Below are 22,791 nucleotides of genomic sequence, written 5' to 3'. Positions count from 1 at the left end.
ATAGAGGCAGCCAAAGGAAAGGCCGTGCCATGCCACAAGATGAAGGCGATCTGCTGATAAAGCCCTCCAGCACCGAACACCCGCTGTATGAGCCATTGGTCGAGGCGTGTAAAACGGTCTACGACCCGGAAATTCCGGTCAATATCTTTGATCTGGGGCTGATCTACACCATCACGATTTCAGACGCTGGCGAAGTTGAGGTCATCATGACCCTGACGGCGCCCGGCTGCCCGGTGGCGGGTGAAATGCCCGGCTGGGTTGCGAACGCCATGGAACCCGTGCCTGGCGTGCAATCGGTGAATGTGGAAATGACCTTCGACCCACAATGGGGCATGGATATGATGTCGGACGAAGCGCGGCTGGAACTGGGGTTCATGTGATGGAAATTGTCTTGTCCGAACGTGACAAGATGCAATCGGGCGCGCCTTATGACCCGGGCTGCCCGGAATTGGTGGCCATCCGCAAGCGCGCGCAAGGTTTGATGCGGGATTATAACCAAACCATCATGGGCGACCCGCAGCGCGCAGAGATTTTGCAATCGCTTCTGGGCAGCTGGAATGGGGCGGTCATTCGCGCACCGTTCCATGTCGATTATGGCATGAATATCCATTTCGGGCCGGGCTGTTTCGCGAATTTCAACCTTGTCGTGCTGGATGTGTGCCCCGTGCATATCGGCGCGCGCACCCAGATCGGGCCGAATGTGCAGATCCTGACGGCAGACCACCCGCGCGATGCGGCATCGCGTGCCAAGGCTGTCGAATGGGGCCGTCCCATCACCATCGGGGCTGATGTCTGGATCGGTGGTGGCGCGATTATCCTACCCGGCGTTACGGTGGGAGATGGGGCAATTATTGCCGCCGGCGCGGTGGTCACGCGCGATGTGCCTGCGGGCGCGACCGTGATGGGCAATCCCGCGCGGCAACAGAAACGGAAAGAGAGCTGACATGTTTGGCATTCCCGGAAAATCCCCGGTAACGATGACACCCGCCGCTGTGCGGCAGATCACACGTCTGATGGAACGCGAGGGCGCCAAGGGGCTGCGCGTGGGCGTGAAGAAGGGCGGCTGCGCGGGCATGGAATACACCATGGAGACCGCACAGGACGTGGGCGAACATGAAGAAGTGATCGAGCAGGATGGTGCGCGCGTGCTGATTGCACCCATGGCGCAGATGTTCCTGTTTGGCACCGAAATCGACTACGAGACGGGGCTTTTGGAAAGTGCATTCAAGTTTCGCAACCCGAATGTGACCGATGCTTGCGGCTGTGGTGAGTCCATCAAATTCGATGACGTGGATACCCTGACAGAGCGTATGAACGCCGCCCGCGCGCAAGGCTGATTGCATCGCCGCGCGGTGGGGCGTATCCCTGTGCAAGACCAACAGGAGGAACGCCAATGCCTTGCAAACTCGTCGCCGGTAACTGGAAGATGAACGGTCTGCGCGCCGATCTGGACGAGATGCGCGCGTTGATCGCGGCCCACCCGGACCCGGACTGCGGAATGCTGATCTGTCCGCCGGCCACGCTGCTTGCGCCGATGGCTGATCTTGCACAAGGCAGCCGCCTGCTCGTGGGCGGGCAGGATTGCCATACGGCCAAGAGCGGCGCGCATACCGGCGATCTGTCGGCAGACATGTTGGCTGACGCTGGCGCGCGCCATGTTATTCTGGGGCATTCCGAGCGGCGTGCTGACCATGGTGAAGGCTCTGATCTGGTTGCCGCCAAGGCACGCGCCGCGCAGGAGGCGGGTCTGACAGCGATCATTTGTGTGGGAGAGACCGAGGCACAGCGCGACGCGGGCACCACGTTGGAAGTGGTGCTGGGCCAGTTGCTCGAGTCTGTCCCGGATGGCGCGAATGCAGGCAACACTGTTATCGCTTATGAGCCAGTCTGGGCCATTGGCACGGGCCGCACGCCCACGTTGGAGCAGATTGCCGAAGTGCATGACGCATTGCGCGCGGCGGTCCCCGACGCCGAGATGTCGCTGCTATATGGTGGGTCTGTGAAGCCCGGCAATGCAGCAGATATTTTTGCGCTGGCGAATGTTGATGGCGCACTTGTCGGTGGCGCGTCTTTGAAAGCCAGCGATTTCGGCGCGATCATCGCGGCCTTGGACGCGGCCTAGATGCGGTAACGAAGTGTGGGGGTGGCGATAGCGGCAAACAGCACGCCACCCACGAAGCCACCAAGATGCGCTTCCCATGCCAGCATGCCCGACAGCATTAACCACAGCACCACATTCAAAACCGCAAGCCCAAGCAAGGACCGCCACAGCGGTCGCATTGGGCTGCCCAGATGGTGGCGCAACTGCCATTCCCAGAACTTCCACGCGCCAATCAGGCCAAAGACCGCGCCGGACGCGCCGACCATGGGTGCATCGGCATTCGACAGCAGGGCATAGCCCATGCCGCCGGTGAAGACGCTGACTGCGTAAAGCAGCAAGAAACCGCCTCCGCCGACCCGTGCAACCACGATGCCACCAAGTGCCAGCACCGCAACCATGTTGCCGAGCAGGTGGATAAAGCTGCCATGCAAGGCGGCATATGTGAAAAACATCGCAATTTGCTGGCCGGGGTAAACAGGTTCCCATCCGCGCAGCAAGCCATCCCAAAAGGCACCATACATCAGAAATACGCCACGCAAGCGTTCAAATCCCAACAACCCGGATTCACCCAAAGTGAGCAGGATTTCGGGCGCGCATGTCAGAGCAACCAGCCAGAGCACTGCTGGCGTGTTCGTGACTGTCGGGAAAACAATGTTGCGCGGAGCCATAAGCGCGGCTTTGACACTCTCTTCCACAATTTGCAAGTCATCCTGCGTGGGCCGGACCACCCGCACAGACCGACTCACCGTCGTAGAGGACCGAATGTCAGGGCGCATCTGGTGTTAGTAACCCGTGCTGCGAATTAGGGTCCGAATGGTTTCCAAGACAAGTTTCAGATCGGTGCCAAGGGTTAGGTCAGACGCATATTCCACGTCGATCTGGGCACGGCGCCGGAAATGGGCGTCATTGCGCTCGGACACCTGCCATTTGCCCGAGATCCCCGGCTTCATGGAAAGATAAACATCGAGTGTCGGGCCGTAAAGTTCGATCTGATCCAGCATCATCGGGCGCGGGCCGAGCAAGCTCATATCGCCTTTCAAAACGTTGAAAAGCTGCGGAATTTCGTCGATAGAGGTACGGCGTAGAAACGCCCCGACCCGTGTAATCCTAGGGTCATCCTTCAGTTTTTGCGTGCTTTGCCATTCGCGCGCGCGCTCCGGGTCGTTCGCCAGCAGATCTTCCAGAAGTTTGTCAGCGTTCGGATGCATCGTCGACAGTTTCCAGATGCGGAAGATTTGGCCATGTTGGCCAAGGCGCAATTGGGTATAGAAAATCGGATTGCGCGTCAGGAGGTTTGCAAGGGCGCAGACCAGCAGCACAGGAATAACAATCGGCAAGGACGCGAGGACGATGGCAAGGTCCAAGACCCGCTTTCCATAGCGGACGTAGAACCCGTCCGCATTGATCGTCTGGTCGTAGTTGTCTTTGGCCACCACTTGCGTGGCCTCCATCTTGTTATGTTGAAACGTCATTGTCATGCTTTTTACCCTTACCCATCGTACTCATGCTACTTTCAACTTGGGCCGCAACACTTGCGGTCCTCGCATCAAGCCAAGTTTTCGTGGCATGATTATGGTCTTGGTCGGACACAACTTTAACTTACCCTTAACCTTGCGTTTTTTCATTAAAAAAGAGTGAACTGCGGGGGGCTGACACATGAATCGTGTTCGATTGTTATTCTTTGGTGGACAAAGCTACGCGTGTTTACAATTTGTTTCCAAGAGGCCCGGTCGCGCAGTTTGGCCATCGGCATGTCACGGTGCCCATCTGGAAACGATTCGATTGCAATGGGATTGACTTGCACAGCGTCAGCGCCGAAAGCTGCGAAAACGATGCCACGCGTTTGCCGCGTTTACGCTTAAATTTCGTCATGTCGAAACAGTATCGCATGATCTGCGGGTATCGTCGCAAGGGGCAGAAGCATTATGGCACATGGATTTTCGTCGTATCTGGAGCATTTCTCGTTCAAGCAACGGCCGTTTTCCCTGACGCCCGATCCCGAATTCCTGTTCTGGTCCGATACCGCGCGCGGTGCCTATGCCATGCTGCAATATGGCCTGTCGACACGCGCGCCCATCACCCTGCTGACCGGCGAGATCGGTGCGGGCAAGACCGTGCTTTTGCAGCATTTCATTGAAGAGGCTGATGACGATGACAGTCTGTCCATCGCGCTGGTCACGAATACGCGTCCCAACACCCGCGAGATTTTGCAATGGCTGCTGCCGGAGCTGACGCAGAGCGATCTAAGCGACGAATCCAAGTTCCTGAAGGTGCAGGAATTCTTGATCCAGGAATTCAACGAAGGGCGGCGGGTGCTGCTGGTCATTGACGAGGCGCAGAACCTGTCGCTAGAGGCGCTGGAAGAGTTGCGCATGTTGACCAATATCAACCTTGGCAAGGAAGAGGTCTTGCAGCTTTTCCTGATCGGTCAGCCAGAATTGCGCGATCATGTCCGTCGCCGCGAATTGGTGCAGTTTGCCCAGCGTGTCGCAGCAAATTACCATCTTCCGTATATGCAGCCTGAAACCGTGCTGCACTATGTTTCGCACCGCCTTAAAGTGGCGGGTGGCAAGCCCAATATCTTCAGCAAGCAGGCGGTCATGGTCATTCATGAAGTGACGGGAGGCGTGCCGCGCCTGATAAACCAGCTGTGTGACATGTCACTGACCTATGCGTTCGCCCAAGGCGATCAGGTGGTGAAGCGTGCCACCGTCCAAGCGGTGCTGGACGATGGCATTTTCTTTGCCCCTGTGCGGGACTGACACCTTACCAATGGCCGGTATTGCCCATGCTGGCCCAAGGCTCTGCTGGCGCGAGGGATTCCCCCTTTTGCAGAAGTTCGATCGAAATATTGTCGGGTGAGCGGACGAAAGCCATGTGCCCGTCGCGTGGCGGACGGTTTATCGTGACGCCATTGTCCATCAGATGCTGGCAGGTTGCGTGAATGTCTTCGACCTCATAGGCTAAATGTCCGAAATGACGGCTGTCCGAAGGCAGCGCCTCATCTCCGTCCCAGTTCCATGTCAGTTCAACCGGGCATTCGGGCTGTCCGGGCGGTGCCATGAAGATCAGTGAAAACCGGCCACCTTCGCTGTCGTGGCGGCGGATTTCCTCTAGCCCGAGCAGTTTGTAAAACGCCATGGAGGCGTCAAGATCCTTGACCCGAACCATTGTGTGCAGATAGCGCATATCATCTCTCCTTGTTCTGCGAGGCAGGTATGACCTTTCGCGTTGCGTTCAACCCCGTGACAGGGGCTTTTCAAGCGCGCCGAATCCGGGCATTGTTAAAAAAATCACAGTATAATGTGGATGGGCAGAGCTATGCAGCAATATCTGGACGGTTTGCGCTATATTCTGGAGCATGGCACGCCCAGCGATGACCGCACTGGCACTGGCACTCTGTCAGTCTTTGGGTTGAGCATGCGCTATGATCTGGCCGATGGGTTCCCGCTTGTCACGACCAAGCGCGTGCATCTTAAATCTGTCATTCACGAACTGCTTTGGTTTCTGTCTGGTGACACGAATATCGGGTATTTGAAAGCCAATGGCGTCTCGATCTGGGATGAATGGGCCGATGAAACCGGCGATCTTGGGCCGGTCTATGGCCAGCAATGGCGCAATTTCGGCGGTGTGGATCAGATCGCGACATTGGTGCAGCAGATCAAGACCTCTCCCGACAGCCGCCGCTTGATCGTGTCGGCTTGGAACCCGGCAGATGTGCCCGACATGGCGCTTCCGCCTTGCCATACGCTGTGGCAGGTGCGGGTTTTGGCCGGCAAGTTGCATTTGCAGCTTTATCAGCGATCGGCCGATATGTTCCTTGGTGTGCCGTTCAACATTGCCTCTTATGCGTTGTTGCAGATGATGTTGGCACGGGTCTGTGATCTGGAGCCGGGAACCTTCGTGCATACGATGGGCGACGCGCATATCTATTCCAACCATATGGAGCAGGTGCAAACTCAGTTGTCGCGGACCTTGCGCCCCTTGCCGCGCATGGAAATACTGCGCACACCCGATAGTATTTTCGATTTCACCTTCGATGATTTTCGGATCGAGGGCTATGATCCGCACCCGGCGATCAAGGCTCCGGTGGCAGTCTGATGTTGACCTTGATTGTGGCACGGGCGCGCAATGGGGCCATCGGGCGTGGCAATACAATTCCATGGACTGCCCCCGAAGATCTGGCCTTTTTCCAGCGCGAAACTTTGGGTGGCGCGCTTATCATGGGGCGCAATACTTGGGAGAGCCTGCCGAAACGGCCTTTGCCAAGGCGGTTGAACATTGTCGTCACTTCGCGCCCGCTGACGCAAGAGGGTGTGCGCACCGCAACCTTGGCGACAGCGCAAGACATAGCCACCAATGCGGGCTATGCGCGGGTCTATGCGATTGGGGGGGCGGGAATATATAGCGCGTTCCTGCCTTTGGCGGATAGGTTGCTGATAACGGAGGTTGCGCTCGACATCCCTGATGCCGATACGTTCTTCCCGCCCGTAGCCCTTGACGCATGGCGTAAAAACGCGGAGTTTCAATTGCGTAGCGCCGACCCTGGTTGCCGCCTGCAAGAGTATCTGCGCGCGTGACCCTGCTGCTTGTGTCCAATGGGCAACAGGCGTGTCAAATGGACAAGCACACCGCATGTTGCGGTTGGGTGGAGCCCGCCACCAAATATGCGATAATCTAGGCTTCGCGGTTCTCTTATTAATGTATCCGCCACAGGATTTATTCCCGCTCAAGCTGAGTCGACGCGCCGGGATGGTGCCAGTTGCCCTCAATTCGATGGAATGTTGCCACAACCCTGACAATTCGGTAATATCACTCTAATTAGACAAAACCCTATCAAAAGGGCGATGGCGTATCCCGAAAGAAGGATACCCACAGAGGCAGAGACAGAGGCAACCTATGTGCAGGTCACTTGACCAGAGCAATTGCGTGTGTGCGCAGACCGTCCCTGGTGGCGGTGCTCGGCTAGGTGCCCTGTTCCGTGATCGGGCAGAACAATGCAGCTTTATTTTCCAGTAGCCTCCGCAGGGGCAAAGTTTTCTTTCAGCGCAATGCGCCTTGTTATGCTGTTGACCGGGCTTGTCGCGCTGTCGGCTTGCGGTATCCGTCTGCCGGGAAATACCGACAGCCCGACCGAACTGGCAGAGGCCGTGACAGAGTTTCGCGTTGTTCCTGCATCGCGCGCCTTTGTCAGTGTCCCGTCGGCCATGTTGGTCATGGAGCGTGACCTTGGCGGTGCGATAGAGCAACGTATCACCTTGCCGAACCCGACATCGCTTGCCGGTGAAAACGTCATCATGCTGCGCGCCCAGCAGGGTAGCCTTGCGCGTGGCACAAGGTTTGTTCTGAGCGAGCAACTTATGCAGTTCGGCGGCGCCCCCAGCCCGTTTGCGGGTATTTCCGAAGGCGCGTTGACCGCGACAACTGACAGCTTTGGCGACATTACCTATTCGACCATCCGCCCTGGTGGCGATGTGGTCTGCGTTCTGGCATTTCGCCGGACCCAAACCGCGAGCCGCGCCTTGCCGCGCGGCACCGGTGCTTTGGATATCATGATGAGAAACTGTGTATCGGGGACGGTCGAACGTGCCCTAGCCCCGATTGGTACGAGTGCGTTCGGCCTTGGATTGCCGGGTTAACCTTATTTTGGAGCCTAGTTTATGAGTTTGCTTATTGCCAACAGGCGGCTGAAGCCGGGCGAGATTTTCCTCGCATTTCTGTGGTTTGCGATTGTCATTCCGCTCGCATTTTTGTCCAGTATTCCGACTTCGAACGCGGTGCAGGGGGCCTTAGGCCTTTTCGCAGTGCTGGGCGTTGCGGTTCTCAAACCCTTTACCATGAAATCCATCGTTGCGCGCTTCGCATTGCTGGCGATCGCGTCAGCAATCGTGATGCGCTATTGGTTCTGGCGCGTCACCTCGACCCTGCCGCCGATTGATGAACCCTTGTCTTTTGCCATCGCAGTGGCGTTGTTCATTGTCGAGACCTATGCGATCTGCGTGTTCTTTGTCAGTTCGTTCATCACCGCCGATCCAGTAGAGCGGAAGTTGCCGCCCAAGGTGGCCGCATCCAGTTTGCCAACGGTCGATATTCTGGTGCCCAGCTATAACGAGCCGATCGAGATGCTTTCGGTTACGTTGTCGGCGGCCAAGAACATGCACTACCCGCAGAACAAGCGCACGGTTGTCTTGTGCGATGATGGCGGCACCGATGAACGTTGTAACAGTGATGATCCGGTAAAGGCGCAGGCTGCACGCAAGCGCCGGGCCGATTTGCAGGCACTGTGCGCAGAGCTGGGCATCGTTTATTCTACCCGTGAGCGCAACATCAACGCCAAGGCCGGGAACATGTCTGCGGCACTGGAGCGGCTGGATGGCGATTTGGTCGTGGTGTTCGATGCCGACCACGTCCCGGCGCGGGATTTCCTTGCGCGCACGGTTGGGTATTTTGTCGTCGACCCAAAGCTGTTTCTTGTTCAAACGCCCCATTTCTTCCTGAACCCGGACCCCGTGGACCGCAATATCGGTTTGCGCGCGGATTGCCCGCCGGAAAACGAGATGTTCTACCATCAGGGCCATAAGGGTCTTGACCGCTGGGGCGGTGCTTTCTTTTGTGGCTCTGCGTCTGTTCTGCGCCGCGCTGCCCTCGACTCTGTGGGCGGTTTCGCCGGTGAGACGATCACCGAAGATGCCGAAACCGCGTTGGAAATTCACAGCCAAGGGTGGAAAAGTCTATATGTCGATCATGCCATGATCGCGGGGCTTCAGCCGGAAACCTTTACCTCTTTCATCGAACAGCGCGGGCGCTGGGCCACGGGCATGATGCAGCTTCTGCGCCTGAAAAACCCGTTGCGCCGCAAGGGGATGAGCCTAAGCCAGCGGCTGTGCTACCTGAATTCGATGACCTTCTGGTTATTCCCGTTGGTGCGTATGACCTTCATCCTTGCGCCCTTGGCCTACCTGTTCTTCGAGTTGCAGATTTTCGTCGCAACCATTCAGGAAGTCGCGGTCTACATGTCAAGCTACATGGCGATCAGCTTCATGGTGCAGAACGGGCTTTATGCGCGGGTGCGCTGGCCTTTGATCTCGGAATTGTATGAAACGGCACAGGCGCCCTATTTGTCGGGCGTTGTGCTGCGCACCATTTTCAGGCCGCGCGGCGCCAAGTTTAACGTGACCGCCAAGGACGAGGTGCTGGAAGAGGACTTCCTGTCGCCGATCTACCGCCCGCTTCTTGTGCTGTGGGGCATCACGCTTCTGGGCGTTCTTGCAGGTGCCATTCGCTGGGTTCTTTTTCCTGGCGACCACAACATCCTGATGATCGTGGGTGGATGGGCGATTTTCAATTTCATCATCCTGTCTGCCGCTCTGGGGGCCATCGGTGAGCGCCGCCAGCGCCGTGCCGTGCCAAGGGTAGAGATGAATGTGCCAGCCGTTGCCGCGATTGGCGCGGGCGAGCAATATACGTTTACGGCGGCAACCGTGCTCGATTCCTCGACCAGTGGCTGCAAGCTGAAGCTGATACCCGGCCCAGACACCGATCTTACCGAACTTACCCGGCTGGAAAAGGGTACAGTGTTCTACTTTACCCCGGAATTTCCGAAATCGCCGCATCTGGAAAACGCGGTGCGGGTGCAGGTGGTCAATATCAGCCGTGACCCTTCCGGGGTTGTTTTGGGCGTGCGCTACGACCCGGAGCAATCGCTGATCGTGCGGGAAACCATCGCGCATCTTATCTTCGGCGATTCCGCCGTATGGGAACGGGTCCGCGAAAGCCGGAACAAACCTATGCCGCTGTTGAAGGGCATGGGGTATGTTGTCTCTTTGGCCTTTACCTCTGTGGCGCATGTCATGCGCATGATCGTCAACGAACCCGCCCGGCGCAAGCGCGCCGAAGAGCGCGAGCGTGAGGTGGCGATCGTCGAGGATCATCCGGCGCATATCCTTGCGTTTGGCGAGACCTTCGACCCGGTGTTGAGCGAGCCCGTCCATCCGATGAAACAGATGCTGACGCGATCAGAGAGCGCGGCGCGCGGGGCTGCCCGGCCTGGAACCTATGGCACGCCCATTGACCGGGGGACGAACGCATGATCCGGATTCCCGTTATACTGTCGGCCATCGCCCTCGCATGTTCGCTTGCACCAACCGTGGCGCTTTCCCAGGGCGGGATGATCCTTCTGCCCGAGCAGGATATGCCGCTTAGCAGTCAACTGGCCGACGGAATCGACCCAAGCGACCGTTTGCGTCAATACGGCCCTGCGGACGGGGATCAGACCGCGCCGGAGCAGCGCAAATGGGTTTCACCCCTGCGCCTGACCGATCTGCAGGTGCAGCGGAACGGACCGCTTGCGCGGGTCACAGGTGAACGCGAATTGGTCAGTTTCGACCTTTATGTTGCGGATCCCGGCCGCACCCAACGGCTGCAACTTGTCACCGTGTCCAGCATCAATCTATTGCCGGAACGCTCCTTCATGCGGGTGCTGGTGAATGGGGTCGATCTGGGGCGCACGTCTCTTGACAATTTCGAGTCCGAGGACAGCGACGAGTTCATCCTTGCCCCCGGCACATTGCGCGCAGGCCGCAACGCGGTGCAGATCGAGTTCCGTCAGGGGCACCGCATATTTTGTGGCCCCGAAGCGTCTTTCGACCTGTGGAGCGATATTGATCTAACCCACAGCGGGTTGGTGCAAGATGCAGATAACGGCGCAATCGGGCCTGACGATTTCATGATGGGACTGGCAGCGCAATCGGCAGCGCTTGCGCCGGTTGAAATTCGGGGTATCGACAGCCTTGGCGCCGAGGCCGAAAACTGGCGCCGCGCCCTTGTGCGCCGGTTGAACCAGTCGCTGGTCGGTGCGCCGGTTGTCTTTGCCTTCACCGACTACTGGACGCTGGAACGCGAGACACCAGCACAGGCCCGCATTACCATCCTTCCCGCGGCGCAGTCGCGCGTCAGTTTTCAGGTTGGTGGCGACGGAGCGCGCGTCATGGTGCTGGAAGTGGCGCAAGGCACCCGTCCGGCTGATCTGCTGGGGCAGATCCCACAACTGGAACCGCAGGAGCAGGCTGACCGCGCCTCTTTGCTTGTCGCGGATGCAGAGAATACCTTTGCCAATTTCGGCATTCACACCGAAAGTTTTTCGCAACGCTATGCGATCCGCAATCATCCGTTTCGCCTGCCGGATGACTGGCTGATCCTGACGGCTGAGAAGGCCCGCATCTATCTGGATTACGCCTATGTCGAAGGGTTGCCGCAGGGCTCGCTGTTGCTGATCCGGGTCAATGGCCAATCCGTCCGCCTGTTGCCGTTGCGCGGCGACGGCGGGGCACCGATTGTCCGTTTCCCGATTGATTTCGAGGCACGGATCATGCAGCCGGGCACCAACACCCTGACATTCGAAATGATGGTGCCGGGCGATCCCGCTGATCTGCCATGCCCCGCCTACGACCAGCCCTTCCTTCAGATCGGCGAAACGTCCAGCCTCTTCGTGCCCTATAGCCCGCCCATGTCGATCCCGGACATGGACCTTGCCTTTAGCGCGCTAACGCCGGACAGCCTGCGCCAGAACGAGCTGAGCGGTCGCGCCTATTCCGAAAATGACATTCTGACCTTGTCGGCTGTGCTGGCCCGCGCACGTGGCGATATTCGGTCGTCCACGCTGCATCTTGTCTCCATCGACGATCTGGGCGCAGTTCCGATGGCGCATCATCGGGCTGATCGGAAATTGCTTGAAGACACGGTGTTGATAACCCCGGAATACGAGGCGCTTCTTGCCGAACAACGCACGGTTGATGACCCTTTCGCCGTGCGCCGGCAGCAAGAGCGTGGGTTTACGGCAGCCCTGAGCAATATCTGGGCGCTTGTGCTCGACAAGGTCTATTGGGTGCGCGACAGGATTTTCCCGTCAAATGGCGACCAGCTGAATGCGTGGCTGTCCGAACGGCGCGGGCAAGCGGTTCTGTTTCATCTGGACCCCGATCGCCCTGACGAAATCTGGATGCTACGCAGCCCGGATAGCGACATTACGCAAATCGCGAACTCTATCGCGGGGGCGCGCGCCTATGGGCGTGGTCCGCGCGGGCAAGTGTCCATCCTTGGCTATGACGGGCGCTGGGACAACTGGATCGCGCCGGATCGTCGTCCGATCATGCTGGAGCCATGGTCCTTTCAGAATTTCCGCACCGCAATGGGCAATTTCGTCTCTGCGCGCCCGATTTTCTACACATTCTTGATGTTATTCCTTGCCATGGCGTCAGCCCTGGTCGCTTTGCGGCTTGTCATCTCAACCCGAGAGAAACCATGAAAAGACGTGATTTCTTGTCTGGCACCGCCGCAACCATGTTTGCGGGTTCCAGCATGGCCCAAACCATGATGGCAGAGTTCGGCCAGACCGCGCGTCCTCTGTGGCAGGCTTGGCGGGACCGCTTTGTCATGCCCGATGGCCGTGTGGTCGATACATTGCAAGGTCAGGCCAGCCATTCCGAAGGGCAGGGCTATGGGATGGTGCTGGCGTCGTATTTTGACGATGCCGAGGCATTTGCCCGGATGTTCCAATGGACCGAGCGCAATCTTGCCGTGCGCTCTGATCCGCTTCTGGCTTGGCGCTGGTTGCCGGATACGGTCAATGCCGTGCCGGACCGCAACAATGCGTCGGATGGTGATCTGTTCTATGCATGGGCGCTGGTGCGGGCGGCGGCGCGATTTGACAATCGGGCCTATATGACGCGCGCCAGAGAGATCGCCGAGGCCTTGGCGGCGACCTGTATCGTGCCCATGCCGGGTGCAGAGGGGCGCACGCTTTTGTTGCCCGCGCAATTTGGGTTCAACAAAGAAACACATGTCACGATAAACCCCTCCTATTACATGCCGCGCGCCATGCGCGAGGTTGCCGCCGTGACCGGGGTCAGCGCGCTTGCGATTTGCGCGCAGCATGGCGAGGCGCTGCTGGATCAGCTTGCTCAGGGCGGTCTGGTGCCGGATTGGATTGATGCGTCGCCGGATGGGGTTACGGCATCGAAAACCCTGTCCGAGAATACCGGCTATGAGGCGCTGCGCGTGCCGCTATTTTTGATCTGGTCGCGCATCCCGCGTCATCTTGCAGTGCGACGCATGGCGGCTGTTTATGCAAGAACGGTGCAGCCCGGTGTTGGCGTGCCGACTGTGTTGGAACCAATCTCTGGCAGCGTTCTCGAAAGCTCGGGCGATGCCGGATATCAAGCGATTGCTGGGCTTGTCACCTGCGCGGAAGGTGCGGGACCCGGCGCGCTCATCCCGCCATTCACGCCTGACCAACCTTATTATCCGGCGACTTTGCACCTGTTTGCAATGATCGCCGCCCATGAAACCTTGCCGGAATGTGTGCCGTTATGATCCGATCCCGTGTTCGTCATCCAGCCCTGATCGCCGCTGTTCTGGCCTGCCTGGCCGGCGGGTCGGCCTATGCGCAAACCGCCAGCTACGATGATTTGCGCGCTTTGCGCTATTATCTGCAACAAGGCGATGACGAGGCGACTCGCGCAGAGTTGCGCCGTTTGCGCGCGGCCTATCCCGATTGGCGTCCGCCGTCCGATATGAACGACTTGCTGGTGCCACAGGCGACAACCGCCAATGTCGACGAAGGCGCGATCTGGCGCCTTATTGAACGCAAGGATTATGCCGCCGCGCGTCGTGAGATCGACACCAACCGTCAGGCCGTCTCGGGCTGGACACCGCCTGCCGACATGTTGCGGGTGCTGGAAACAAACGAGGCGCAGGACGCGTTCACATCCGCTACCGCTGCGCGAAACGCGGCCGACGCAATCGCGATAGCACGACGCTCGCCCCAGATTATGAGCTGCGAGCGGATCAACAACGCATGGCTGTTGTCGGACATGTATGTGCTGGCCGGGCAGACGGCCGCCGCTGTCACGACATATCGCAACACCGTGCAATCCTGCACTGGCTACAGCCAGATGGAACCCACGTTGGAAAAGGCCTCTGCCGTGGCAAGCCAGGCCGATCTGGCCAGCATGTTCGACGTTGCCCGCACTGCGAACCGGGCGGAAACCCCGCGATTGAATGCGTTGCAACAGCGTTTGCTGGGGGGAGGTGCCCCGGCACCACAAACGGCGGCTGCGCCAGCACCACGCGCGGCTCCTGCGCCGCGCCCGCAAGCCGTGGCGGCGCCGCCTTCGGCACCGGCGACAAACTCATCGGGACTGCCCGTGCGCGGGGATGGGCGCCTTGCAGAGGTGCGTGCCCTGAAAGAACGCGAACAATATGCACGCTGCATCGCGGCATCGCAGAACCCGCGCTCGCTGGATGTTCTTTATGAACGGTCATGGTGCCTTTACAGCCATGATCGCCCGACAGAGTCGCTTGTCGGGTTCCAAGCTTCGGCAGCGGCTGGGGATGCGATTGGTCCCAATGTCGGGCGTGACGCGCATTATGGGCTGGCGTTGTCTTACCTTAACCTGAACATGACCGAGCAGGGGGCGCAGATTGCCACACGCGCCCGGCTGACCGACACGCAGCGCGCAGAGGTCGAAAGCATCGTGCTGGACCAGCGTGGCGTGAAAGCGTATCGCAATGGCGATTATCGCCAGTCCATCGCCTATTTCAACGCGCTAGAGCAGTTGAAAGGTGGGCTGCGCCGCGACCTGTCTATCTTGCGCGCCTATGCGTTACTTAATTCCGGTCAAAGAGTGCAGGCCAAATCCGAATTTGAACGCTTGCATGCCCAGCTTGCAACCGCCGAAACCCGGCAGGGACTGAACGCAGCACTTGGGAATTAAGCGCAAAGACCCGGACCCGTGAAACGCGAAACCCCCGCCATTGGCGGGGGTTTTCGGTTTATCCGTTTGATGCTGCGACTTTCAGGCGGCGCGCGCCACCACCATCGTCGGAATGCGTGTCCATGAATTCCATTACCAGCGGGCGGATATTGTTGCGCCACGACTTGCCGGCGAAAATACCGTAATGCCCCGCTCCGGGTTCGACATGGCTGGCCTTTTGCGCATCCGACAGTCCTGTCAACAGGTCCAGCGCGGCAAGGCATTGACCGGGCGCGCTGATATCGTCTTTCTCGCCCTCGACGATCTTGACGGCAACGCGCGTGATCTTACCGATATCGACCTTGTGCCCATCGACCATGAATTCGTTGCGCGCGATTTCACGGTCTTTGAAGATACGTTCCACCGTGGACAGGTAGAATTCTGCTGTCATGTCCATGACGGACAGATATTCGTCATAGAAGCGGTTATGCTTGTCGCGCTCGCCGCCTTGGCCATGAGCTTCGGCAGAAATTTTGTCTGCAAAGGCCTGTGAGTGACGTTCAAGGTTCATCGAGATGAAGCCGCCAAGCTGCAACAGACCCGGATAGACCAACCGCCCAACGCCGCTGTATTTGAAGCCGACACGCTGGATCGCAAGATGTTCCAGTTGCCCCATAGTCACACGTTCGCCGAAATCTGTAACTTCCGTAGGCGCGGCATCCGGGTCCACCGGGCCTCCGATCAGCGTCAGTGTGCGGGGCTGCGATTCGGGTTCCAGCTCTGCGAGGTAGGCGGTGGCGGCCAGCGCCAGCGGCACCGGTTGGCACACGGCGATCACATTTGTATCTGGCCCAAGATGGCGAATAAAGTCGGTGAGGTAGAGCGTGTAATCTTCGATGTCGAATTTGCCTTCCGACACGGGAATGTCGCGGGCGTTGTGCCAGTCCGTAACCCAGATCTCACAATCCGGCAGCAGGCTGGCCACTGTCGAGCGAAGAAGCGTCGCATAATGCCCCGACATCGGCGCGCAGAGAAGAACACGGCGCGGCTTTTCTGGACGGCCATGCACTTTAAAGCGCAGCAGATCGCCAAAAGGTCGTGCTAATTCAACCACTTCTTCAACGATGTGGTCACGCCCGTCTTCTGCGACGACGGATGTTATATTCCAGTCTGGCTTGATGACCATCCGGGCGAAACTGCGCTCTGTCACGCGGCCCCAAGCCGACATTACCTTGAACATCGGGTGCGGCACCATTCCCCAGACCGGGTAAGAGGCGAATGCCCGCGCAGAAGCGCCCATCCATTCGTTTGTGTTGCGAATGGCTTCCATCAGGTCGTAGGTGGCCATGCCCTTCATGCAGTCATCCTTTTCAGCGCTCGAACAGGTAACGCCAATCGTCCCTTTAACTCAAGTTGCGCGGCAGCTATCCTAAACGACAATATGCTGCGCATGCGAAGGGTAGGGGGAAATTCGCTTTATGACAACTTCTGAATATGATGATGAAAAAAAAGCTGAACGTTTGAAAGAAAACATGGCCCGGATAGAGGCGTTGACCGCACGCCTTACAAACGCCTTGGCGCACCGCGAGCCACCGCGGCCCAGCCTGCAAGCGCCCGATTCGGACCTGTTCTTGCATGGCGTGACGGCTTATTGGACCGAAATGGCCAAGAACCCGTCCAAGGCTTTGGAGCAACAGCTTGAATTCTGGGGCAAATCGCTGAAGCATCATTTGGAAGCGCAAAAAGTTTTGCAAAGCGGGAAGTTAAAGGCACCGGCGGATATGACCCCCGACGACCGCCGTTTTTCGAACCCGTTGTGGAAGACCCACCCCTATTTCAACTACATCAAGCAGCAATACATGATCGCGTCCGGGACAATGCAGGATGCGATCGAGGGTCTGGAGTCGATCGACGATCGCGAAAAGCGCCGGTTGCGGTATTTCACGTCACAGTTGGTCGACATGATGGCGCCGACCAATTTTTTAGCCACCAACCCTGACGCGCTGATGAAGGCGGTCGAGACCGAGGGGGAGAGCCTTGTGCGCGGGCTGGAGAACCTTGTGCGCGACGTGGAGGCGAACAAAGGCGAGTTGCAGGTCACGCTGGCCGACAAGGAAGCGTTCAAGCTGGGTCAGAACTTGGCGACGACCCCGGGCAAAGTGGTATTTCGCAACCGTTTGTTCGAACTGATCCAGTTCAGTCCCACGACCGAGCAGGTCCACCGCACGCCGCTTTTGATCTTTCCGCCATGGATCAACAAATACTATGTGATGGACCTGAAGCCGCAGAACAGCCTGATTAAGTGGATCGTGGATCAGGGCTATACGCTGTTCGTGGTGTCATGGGTGAACCCCGATGCGAGCTATGCCGATACGGGCATGGATGACTATGTTGCTGAAGGGTATCTGGAAGCGATTCGCGTCACCCGCGAGATCACCGGTGAACCACAGGTCAACGCGATCGGCTATTGCATTGCCGGGACGACACTGGCGCTGACCTTGGCGCTGATGAGCAAGCGCAAAGACAAATCGGTGCGCGCGGCGACCTTCTTCACCACGCTTACGGATTTTTCGAACCGGGGCGAGGTCGGAGTTTTTCTGGAAGATGATTTCGTCGACGGGATAGAAGCCGAGTGCAACGAGAACGGGTATCTGGACAGTTTCTTCATGTCGCGGACCTTTTCCTACCTGCGGTCAAACGACCTTATCTATGGTCCGGCCATCCGCAGCTACATGATGGGTGAGGCGCCGCCGGCGTTCGACCTTCTGTATTGGAACGGTGATGGCACCAACCTGCCGGGCAAGATGTGCGTGGAATATCTGCGCGGGCTGTGCCAGCAGGATCGCTTCGCGTCTGATACTTTCCGGATCTGCGGCGAGGATGTGTCGCTGTCGGATGTGAAGCACCCGCTATTTGCTGTGGCCTGCGAGACCGACCACATCGCCGCATGGAAATCCAGCTTCCGTGGCATTGCTAAAATGGGCAGTCGGGACAAGACCTTCATCCGGTCGCAATCGGGGCATATTGCCGGGATCATCAATCCCCCTGCCAAGAAGAAATACGGCCACCATGCGGGGCCAGAGGTGAAGGGCACGCCGGAAGACTGGATGGAGGTCGCAGAATTCCACGAAGGATCGTGGTGGCATCGCTGGGAAGAGTGGCTTCGCAAGCGCTCTGGGGCAAAAATTCCGGCGCGGATCCCCGGTGATTCGGGGTATGAGGTGTTGGCGGACGCACCCGGCACCTATGTGAAGAGCACGAAAAACGATGCGATGTCATAAGGTTGGATTTAGCCTAGCAAAAAAAATGCTGCGGTGCAGAAAAAAAGATTGAAATGCTGCACCGCAGCATGCATATTGTGTTCAGACGCAGGGAACACGACGCGACCTGCCGGAAGTTTTAGCTAGGAGAAGCACAATGACCAACGCTGCTGATTACACCAAAATGATGAAAGACATGATGGGCACCATGCCGATGGACACCACCGCGTTCACCGATATGTTCAAAACCCAGGCTGCTGTTGCAGAAAAGATGAGCAAAGTTGCTCTTGAAGCTGCCGAAAAGTCGACCGAAGTTTCGACCAAATGGACCAAGGCAACGCTGGCAAAAGCCGGTGAGCTGTCGACCGCCAAGGAAGATCCGGCTGACTACAGCAAAGCCATGACCGATTTCGCATCCGCTTCGGCTGAAACCGCCGCAGAGCATGTCGCTGCTTTCGCTGAAATCGCGAAAAAAGTGCAGATGGACACCGTTGAGTTGCTGATGGCTGCTGGCAAGGACATGCAGGAAGAAACCACTGCTGCAGTCAAGAAAGCCACCGACACGGCGACCAAAGCAACGAAAGCCGCAACCGCCAAGTAAGGCGCTTCGGTTCTCTACCCGCGGACCTGTTCCTCCCGACAGTTGACCGCGATGAAAGGGTGCGCATGCAATGCGCGCCCTTTTCTTTTGTCGTAACCTCCCCTAGGCTCTGCTGCACCGCAAAACCCATGGGAGGGGGCCTCGTGTCACAAGACGCAAAACCGCTGCTGATAAAGCGCTATGCCAGTCGCAGGCTATATAACACGGAAACCAGCGATTATGTGACGCTTGAGGATATCGCGGGTTTCATCCGCGATGGGCGCGAAGTGCAGATCGTCGACCTGAAATCCGGCGATGATCTGACGCGGCAATACCTGCTTCAGATCGTGGCAGAGCACGAAAGCCGGGGCGAAAGTGTCTTGCCGATCGACGTGCTGACTGACCTTGTGCGCAGCTATACGACGCAAGCGCAAAGCGTGGTGCCGCAATTCTTGGCCATGTCTTTTGAGATGCTGCGCGACGGCCAGTCGCAGATTGTGGACAACATGGCTCGTGCGAACCCGATGGCGGCCATGCCCGGCTTCGAAGAAATGCAGCGCCAGCAGCAGGCTTTCATGAAAACCATGATGGCAGGTTGGCCGGGTATTCAGGAGTCCGAGGGCGGCTCCAGCGGCGACGATCTGGACGACATTAAGAAACAGCTTTCGGAATTGCAGGACAAGCTGTCGAAGATGAACAAGTAGCGCTCACAGCCCTAATTTGTCGCGCAGCCCGAACCATGTCATGGCCAAAGCCAGAAGCGGGCTGCGTAATGCGCGCCCGCCGGGAAAACGGGGCAGGGGAAGTCGCGCCATCAGGTCAAAGCGTTCCGATTTGCCTGCAACGGTTTCGGCCATAATCCGGCCCGCGAGCGTGGCCAGCGCCACGCCATGGCCCGAATAGCCCGAGGCCGACAGGATATTTGGGGCCACTCGCATAAAGGCGGGCAGGCGCGTCATGGTGATCGCCAATGTGCCGCCCCATGCATGGGTAATGCGGGTATTGGCCAGTTGCGGAAACACTTGCAGCATGGGTTTGCGCACGGTGCGCGGAATGTCGGGAAAGCGGTAGCCATAGCTTTCGCCGCCGCCGAATAACAGCCGGTTATCCCCGGACAGGCGGAAGTAATTGATAACGAACTTGCTGTCTGCCACGGCATGATTGCGCCTTAGAACCATGCCTTCGGGCAGTGGTTCGGTGGCAATGATGAAATTATTGATCGGCATGACGCGCGCCGCGACCTGTGGCGCCAGCCCGCCCAAATAGCCATTCGCGGCCAAGATAACGTGATCGGCCTGCACATGCCCTGTCTGGGTGCGGATAATGGGGCGCGCCCCCGGCTCTATCGCCACCACAAGCGCGTTTTCATGGATCACCGCGCCAGCTTTCAGGGCCGCGCGCGCAAGGCCAAGCGCATAGCGCAACGGGTGCAAATGCCCCGCGCCATGGTCAAGGATGCCGCCTTTATACCGGGGCGAATTGACGATCTCCTGAACCCCGGCGCGGTCCAGTGGTTCGATCTCGGTGTATCCATACTCGCGGGCCAGCTTCTCGGCATAAGCATGGCTGTGGCGTGCGCCGCTCTGCTGCCAATCGGCATGGATGACGCCGGGCGCGATGGGGCAGTCCATCGCGTGCCGCGTAATCAGATGCTGCACCAGATCTCGCGCATCCAGCCCCATCTGCCACAGCCTGTGCGCGTCATCGCGCCCGACCATGCGTTCGATCGCGTCTTGCTCTATGCGCTGGCCCGGCCCGATCTGCCCGCCATTGCGCCCCGATGCGCCGAATCCCACCCGATGCGCTTCCAATACGCGCACCGAATAGCCGCGTTCGGCCAGATGCAGCGCGGCAGACAGCCCTGTATAACCCGCGCCAACAATGCAGACATCTGCCTTTGTCGCACCCTTCAGCGGCGGTTGCAGAGCAAGTGGCGTTGCGGTGTCGGCATAGTAACTGGGCGGATACTGCCCGGCGCGATCATTGGCGAACAGCAGGTTCATACGTTCAGCAGCAGGTGTTCGCGTTCCCACGGGCTGATGACCTGAAGAAATTCGATATATTCGTCCCGTTTCACAGCGGCATAGGTCTTGCAGAATTCGGCGCCCAGAATGTCGTGCAGGGCCGTTGCTTCTTCAAACAAGGTGACGGCATCGCCCAGCGTGCGGGGCAATTCGTCTTCGTCCATATAGGCGTTGGTGCGGCATTCTTCGCGCGGGCCGGTCTGCTCTATCAGGCCCAAATAACCACATGCAAGCGAGGCCGCGATTCCAAGGTAAGGATTGCAATCCATCCCCGCCAGCCGGTTTTCCACGCGCCGCGCTGCGGGCGTCGAAATCGGCACCCGCAGCCCTGTGGTGCGATTGTCATGGCCCCATTCCAGGTTGATAGGGGCAGAGAAGTCGGGAACGTAACGGCGGTAGCTGTTTACATAGGGCGCGATTAAAGCAACGGCGCGCGGCAGATGGCGCTGCAATCCGCCGATAAAGTGCAAAAACGCATCGGTGCTTTCACCTGATGGCGTGGAAAACAGGTTCGCACCGCTGGCCACATCCAACACGGAATGGTGTATGTGCATGGCCGAACCCGGTTCACCCTCGATGGGTTTGGCCATGAAGGTCGCGAACATGTCATGGCGCAATGCGGCCTCGCGGATCATCCGCTTGAAGTAGAAGACCTGATCGGCCAGCACCAGAGGGTCGCCATGTGCAAGGTTGATCTCGACCTGCCCCGCGCCGCCTTCTTGCAGGATGCCGTCTATCTCTAACCCCATAGCTTCGGCAAAATCGTAGATATCATCTATGACCTTGCCGTATTCGTCGACCGCCGACATGGAATAGGCCTGCCGTGCCGCCGCGCGCCGCCCGGTGCGCCCCATGGGCGGAATGATCGGCATGTTCGGGTCAAGGTTGCGGGCGACGAAGAAGAACTCCATCTCTGGGGCGACGACTGGCTGCCAGCCCTTGGCGCGATACAGGTCCAACACCCGCTTCAACACGTTGCGCGGCGCGGTTGGGATGGGCGCGCCGTCTGCGTCCTCTGCATCGTGAATGATCTGCAAGGTCCAGTCAGCCGTCCAGGGGGCGGCCGTCGCGGTCGTGAAATCGGGCCGCATGATCATATCCGGTTCCAGATCGGCCCCGTCCCGGAAATCGGCCCAGCCACCGGTGATGGTTTGCAGAAAAATCGAGGTCGGAAGATAGTATTTCGTGCTGTCATCGAATTTGAAAGCGGGCATGGCCTTGCCGCGCGCCACTCCGGCCATATCGGCGATGATGCATTCCACCTCGTCCAGCCTGCGGCCTTCCAGATAGTCGCGGGCTGCTTGTGGGATATGGTCGCGCCAGGAGCTCATATCCGCAAACCGGCGTGTTGCTTGTAGAATACCGCAATACGGTCCGCCACGCGAGCGCTATTGGCGTGGCCTAATCCGGCTTGTGCGTCGTGCAACTGGGCGTCAGGCACCACACCGGGGCCGCGATGGTCGATCAAGCCCTGAATGACGCGGTCTTCGAACTCTGGGTGGGCCTGAACCGAGAACCCGTGCCCCGGATAGTGCAGCGCCGCATGGGCGCAGGCCGCGTTGCGGGCCACGGTCTGCGCGCCCTTGGGCGGCGTGATAACCTGATCCTGATGCCATGCGTTCAACCGCACAGGCCCACTGTCGAAGTCATAGTCCTGCGCGCCGACGACCCAACCTTCGGCGTATTTTTCGACGCGACCGCCAAGCGCCTGCGCCATGATCTGGTGGCCGAAACAGATGCCGACCACTGGCACATGCGCGGCAAAGGCATCGCGGATGAACTGTTCCAGAACGGGGATGAACGCGTGATCCTCGTAGACACCATGGCGCGAGCCGGTGATAAGCCAGCCATCTGCCTCGGTCACGCTTGCTGGAAACGTCATCGCTTCGACATGCCATGTCTTGAACGAAAAACCATGCCCGTCCAGAAGCCGCATGAACATGGGGGGATATTGGCCGGTTTTCGCGCTCATGTCATCGGGCAAACGCCCGCATTCGAGGATACCGATTTTCATCGTGTTGAGTCTTTCGGGGTCAGGAAAGCCCGACGCTATCGCGCGTCTGCGTTGGGTGCA

The 22,791-nt window shown here is 58.6% G+C and carries 22 protein-coding genes; 15 read left to right on the top strand and 7 right to left on the bottom strand.

The annotated features are described in order from the left end of the window. Positions 1–29 precede the first annotated feature (29 nt). The 4 genes from M3N55_RS04885 to tpiA are packed head-to-tail and all read left to right on the top strand — an operon-like array spanning position 30 to position 2,122. Complete coding sequence (locus tag M3N55_RS04885) at positions 30–380, top strand: SUF system Fe-S cluster assembly protein (RefSeq protein WP_249056949.1); 351 nt, start codon at positions 30–32, stop codon at positions 378–380. After that, the gene (locus M3N55_RS04880) at positions 380–943 is read left to right on the top strand and encodes a sugar O-acetyltransferase (RefSeq protein WP_249056947.1); all 564 of its coding nucleotides are present in this window, start codon (positions 380–382) and stop codon (positions 941–943) included. Before M3N55_RS04885 ends, M3N55_RS04880 begins: the two co-directional genes overlap by 1 nt. 1 nt (position 944) lies before the next feature. Continuing rightward, entirely contained in the window at positions 945–1,337 is a 393-nt protein-coding gene (locus M3N55_RS04875) for a HesB/IscA family protein (RefSeq protein WP_249056946.1), read from the top strand. Positions 1,338–1,393: 56 nt separating this feature from the next. Further along, the gene (gene tpiA, locus M3N55_RS04870; RefSeq protein ID WP_249056944.1) at positions 1,394–2,122 is read left to right on the top strand and encodes a triose-phosphate isomerase; all 729 of its coding nucleotides are present in this window, start codon (positions 1,394–1,396) and stop codon (positions 2,120–2,122) included. Here the strand turns inward: tpiA and M3N55_RS04865 are convergent. Together M3N55_RS04865 and M3N55_RS04860 are read right to left on the bottom strand one after the other, a co-directional pair. Further along, complete coding sequence (locus M3N55_RS04865) at positions 2,119–2,769, bottom strand: rhomboid family intramembrane serine protease (protein WP_249056942.1); 651 nt, start codon at positions 2,767–2,769, stop codon at positions 2,119–2,121. The genes tpiA and M3N55_RS04865 overlap by 4 nt on opposite strands. Positions 2,770–2,883: 114 nt before the next feature. Continuing rightward, positions 2,884–3,579, bottom strand: coding sequence for a sugar transferase (locus M3N55_RS04860; protein ID WP_249056940.1), 696 nt, complete (start codon positions 3,577–3,579; stop codon positions 2,884–2,886). A 447-nt stretch (positions 3,580–4,026) separates the two neighbouring features. Between M3N55_RS04860 and M3N55_RS04855 the strand changes: the two genes are divergently transcribed. After that, positions 4,027–4,863, top strand: coding sequence for an ExeA family protein (locus tag M3N55_RS04855; protein ID WP_249056938.1), 837 nt, complete (start codon positions 4,027–4,029; stop codon positions 4,861–4,863). A 4-nt stretch (positions 4,864–4,867) separates the two neighbouring features. Here M3N55_RS04855 and M3N55_RS04850 read toward each other — a convergent pair whose 3' ends face one another. Beyond that, complete coding sequence (locus M3N55_RS04850; RefSeq protein WP_249056936.1) at positions 4,868–5,290, bottom strand: VOC family protein; 423 nt, start codon at positions 5,288–5,290, stop codon at positions 4,868–4,870. 132 nt (positions 5,291–5,422) lie between these two features. Here M3N55_RS04850 and M3N55_RS04845 point away from each other — a divergent pair, with 132 nt between their 5' ends. The 7 genes from M3N55_RS04845 to M3N55_RS04815 all read left to right on the top strand — a co-directional run bounded on the left by M3N55_RS04845 (position 5,423) and on the right by M3N55_RS04815 (position 14,874). After that, on the top strand, positions 5,423–6,202 hold the full coding sequence (locus tag M3N55_RS04845) for a thymidylate synthase (RefSeq protein ID WP_249056934.1): 780 nt from the start codon (positions 5,423–5,425) through the stop codon (positions 6,200–6,202). Beyond that, positions 6,202–6,681 carry a dihydrofolate reductase gene (locus M3N55_RS04840; protein WP_249056933.1) on the top strand — a complete coding sequence of 160 codons (480 nt, stop codon included), beginning with the start codon at positions 6,202–6,204 and terminating at the stop codon, positions 6,679–6,681. The genes M3N55_RS04845 and M3N55_RS04840 overlap by 1 nt, the downstream gene beginning before the upstream one ends. 483 nt (positions 6,682–7,164) lie before the next feature. Continuing rightward, the gene (locus M3N55_RS04835; RefSeq protein WP_249056931.1) at positions 7,165–7,740 is read left to right on the top strand and encodes a hypothetical protein; all 576 of its coding nucleotides are present in this window, start codon (positions 7,165–7,167) and stop codon (positions 7,738–7,740) included. 21 nt (positions 7,741–7,761) lie between these two features. Beyond that, positions 7,762–10,191 carry a UDP-forming cellulose synthase catalytic subunit gene (gene bcsA, locus M3N55_RS04830; protein ID WP_249056929.1) on the top strand — a complete coding sequence of 810 codons (2,430 nt, stop codon included), beginning with the start codon at positions 7,762–7,764 and terminating at the stop codon, positions 10,189–10,191. Beyond that, positions 10,188–12,404, top strand: a complete 2,217-nt coding sequence (locus tag M3N55_RS04825; RefSeq protein WP_249056928.1) for a cellulose biosynthesis cyclic di-GMP-binding regulatory protein BcsB — start codon at positions 10,188–10,190, stop codon at positions 12,402–12,404. The genes bcsA and M3N55_RS04825 overlap by 4 nt, the downstream gene beginning before the upstream one ends. Next, on the top strand, positions 12,401–13,471 hold the full coding sequence (locus M3N55_RS04820; RefSeq protein WP_249056927.1) for a family 8 glycosyl hydrolase: 1,071 nt from the start codon (positions 12,401–12,403) through the stop codon (positions 13,469–13,471). Before M3N55_RS04825 ends, M3N55_RS04820 begins: the two co-directional genes overlap by 4 nt. Beyond that, positions 13,468–14,874, top strand: coding sequence for a hypothetical protein (locus tag M3N55_RS04815; protein ID WP_249056924.1), 1,407 nt, complete (start codon positions 13,468–13,470; stop codon positions 14,872–14,874). The genes M3N55_RS04820 and M3N55_RS04815 overlap by 4 nt, the downstream gene beginning before the upstream one ends. 58 nt (positions 14,875–14,932) lie before the next feature. Here M3N55_RS04815 and phaZ read toward each other — a convergent pair whose 3' ends face one another. Beyond that, complete coding sequence (gene phaZ, locus M3N55_RS04810) at positions 14,933–16,210, bottom strand: polyhydroxyalkanoate depolymerase (RefSeq protein ID WP_249056922.1); 1,278 nt, start codon at positions 16,208–16,210, stop codon at positions 14,933–14,935. Positions 16,211–16,331: 121 nt separating this feature from the next. Between phaZ and M3N55_RS04805 the strand changes: the two genes are divergently transcribed. The 3 genes from M3N55_RS04805 (at position 16,332) to phaR (ending at position 19,397) form a co-directional block, all read left to right on the top strand. Further along, positions 16,332–18,134: a PHA/PHB synthase family protein gene (locus tag M3N55_RS04805; RefSeq protein WP_249056920.1), complete on the top strand. Its 1,803-nt coding sequence runs from the start codon at positions 16,332–16,334 to the stop codon at positions 18,132–18,134. 136 nt (positions 18,135–18,270) lie between these two features. Beyond that, positions 18,271–18,714 (top strand): phasin family protein, encoded by a 444-nt coding sequence (locus M3N55_RS04800; protein ID WP_249056918.1) that lies wholly within the window; start codon positions 18,271–18,273, stop codon positions 18,712–18,714. Between the two features lie 128 nt (positions 18,715–18,842). Continuing rightward, positions 18,843–19,397: a polyhydroxyalkanoate synthesis repressor PhaR gene (phaR, locus tag M3N55_RS04795; RefSeq protein ID WP_428982602.1), complete on the top strand. Its 555-nt coding sequence runs from the start codon at positions 18,843–18,845 to the stop codon at positions 19,395–19,397. 3 nt (positions 19,398–19,400) lie between these two features. Here the strand turns inward: phaR and M3N55_RS04790 are convergent, their stop codons facing one another. From M3N55_RS04790 to M3N55_RS04780, 3 genes are read right to left on the bottom strand one after another with little or no spacing between them, the layout of a single operon-like run. After that, the gene (locus M3N55_RS04790) at positions 19,401–20,696 is read right to left on the bottom strand and encodes an NAD(P)/FAD-dependent oxidoreductase (protein ID WP_249056915.1); all 1,296 of its coding nucleotides are present in this window, start codon (positions 20,694–20,696) and stop codon (positions 19,401–19,403) included. After that, positions 20,693–22,048 (bottom strand): glutamine synthetase family protein, encoded by a 1,356-nt coding sequence (locus M3N55_RS04785; RefSeq protein ID WP_249056912.1) that lies wholly within the window; start codon positions 22,046–22,048, stop codon positions 20,693–20,695. The genes M3N55_RS04790 and M3N55_RS04785 overlap by 4 nt, the downstream gene beginning before the upstream one ends. Next, positions 22,045–22,731 carry a type 1 glutamine amidotransferase gene (locus M3N55_RS04780; protein ID WP_249056911.1) on the bottom strand — a complete coding sequence of 229 codons (687 nt, stop codon included), beginning with the start codon at positions 22,729–22,731 and terminating at the stop codon, positions 22,045–22,047. The genes M3N55_RS04785 and M3N55_RS04780 overlap by 4 nt, the downstream gene beginning before the upstream one ends. Positions 22,732–22,791: the final 60 nt, after the last annotated feature.

The sequence above is a fragment of the Roseinatronobacter domitianus genome, assembly GCF_023336755.1.
Taxonomy (GTDB): Bacteria; Pseudomonadota; Alphaproteobacteria; order Rhodobacterales; family Rhodobacteraceae; genus Roseinatronobacter; species Roseinatronobacter domitianus.
This window is presented reverse-complemented; position numbering and strand designations above follow the sequence as displayed.

Coding starts and splice junctions, on each gene's coding strand:
- M3N55_RS04885 (WP_249056949.1), top strand. CDS start 30: ATGCCACAAGATGAAGGCGATCTGCTGATAAAGCCCTCCAGCACCGAA.
- M3N55_RS04880 (WP_249056947.1), top strand. CDS start 380: ATGGAAATTGTCTTGTCCGAACGTGACAAGATGCAATCGGGCGCGCCT.
- M3N55_RS04875 (WP_249056946.1), top strand. CDS start 945: ATGTTTGGCATTCCCGGAAAATCCCCGGTAACGATGACACCCGCCGCT.
- tpiA (WP_249056944.1), top strand. CDS start 1,394: ATGCCTTGCAAACTCGTCGCCGGTAACTGGAAGATGAACGGTCTGCGC.
- M3N55_RS04865 (WP_249056942.1), bottom strand. CDS start 2,769: ATGGCTCCGCGCAACATTGTTTTCCCGACAGTCACGAACACGCCAGCA.
- M3N55_RS04860 (WP_249056940.1), bottom strand. CDS start 3,579: ATGACAATGACGTTTCAACATAACAAGATGGAGGCCACGCAAGTGGTG.
- M3N55_RS04855 (WP_249056938.1), top strand. CDS start 4,027: ATGGCACATGGATTTTCGTCGTATCTGGAGCATTTCTCGTTCAAGCAA.
- M3N55_RS04850 (WP_249056936.1), bottom strand. CDS start 5,290: ATGCGCTATCTGCACACAATGGTTCGGGTCAAGGATCTTGACGCCTCC.
- M3N55_RS04845 (WP_249056934.1), top strand. CDS start 5,423: ATGCAGCAATATCTGGACGGTTTGCGCTATATTCTGGAGCATGGCACG.
- M3N55_RS04840 (WP_249056933.1), top strand. CDS start 6,202: ATGTTGACCTTGATTGTGGCACGGGCGCGCAATGGGGCCATCGGGCGT.
- M3N55_RS04835 (WP_249056931.1), top strand. CDS start 7,165: ATGCTGTTGACCGGGCTTGTCGCGCTGTCGGCTTGCGGTATCCGTCTG.
- bcsA (WP_249056929.1), top strand. CDS start 7,762: ATGAGTTTGCTTATTGCCAACAGGCGGCTGAAGCCGGGCGAGATTTTC.
- M3N55_RS04825 (WP_249056928.1), top strand. CDS start 10,188: ATGATCCGGATTCCCGTTATACTGTCGGCCATCGCCCTCGCATGTTCG.
- M3N55_RS04820 (WP_249056927.1), top strand. CDS start 12,401: ATGAAAAGACGTGATTTCTTGTCTGGCACCGCCGCAACCATGTTTGCG.
- M3N55_RS04815 (WP_249056924.1), top strand. CDS start 13,468: ATGATCCGATCCCGTGTTCGTCATCCAGCCCTGATCGCCGCTGTTCTG.
- phaZ (WP_249056922.1), bottom strand. CDS start 16,210: ATGAAGGGCATGGCCACCTACGACCTGATGGAAGCCATTCGCAACACA.
- M3N55_RS04805 (WP_249056920.1), top strand. CDS start 16,332: ATGACAACTTCTGAATATGATGATGAAAAAAAAGCTGAACGTTTGAAA.
- M3N55_RS04800 (WP_249056918.1), top strand. CDS start 18,271: ATGACCAACGCTGCTGATTACACCAAAATGATGAAAGACATGATGGGC.
- phaR (WP_428982602.1), top strand. CDS start 18,843: ATGGGAGGGGGCCTCGTGTCACAAGACGCAAAACCGCTGCTGATAAAG.
- M3N55_RS04790 (WP_249056915.1), bottom strand. CDS start 20,696: ATGAACCTGCTGTTCGCCAATGATCGCGCCGGGCAGTATCCGCCCAGT.
- M3N55_RS04785 (WP_249056912.1), bottom strand. CDS start 22,048: ATGAGCTCCTGGCGCGACCATATCCCACAAGCAGCCCGCGACTATCTG.
- M3N55_RS04780 (WP_249056911.1), bottom strand. CDS start 22,731: ATGAAAATCGGTATCCTCGAATGCGGGCGTTTGCCCGATGACATGAGC.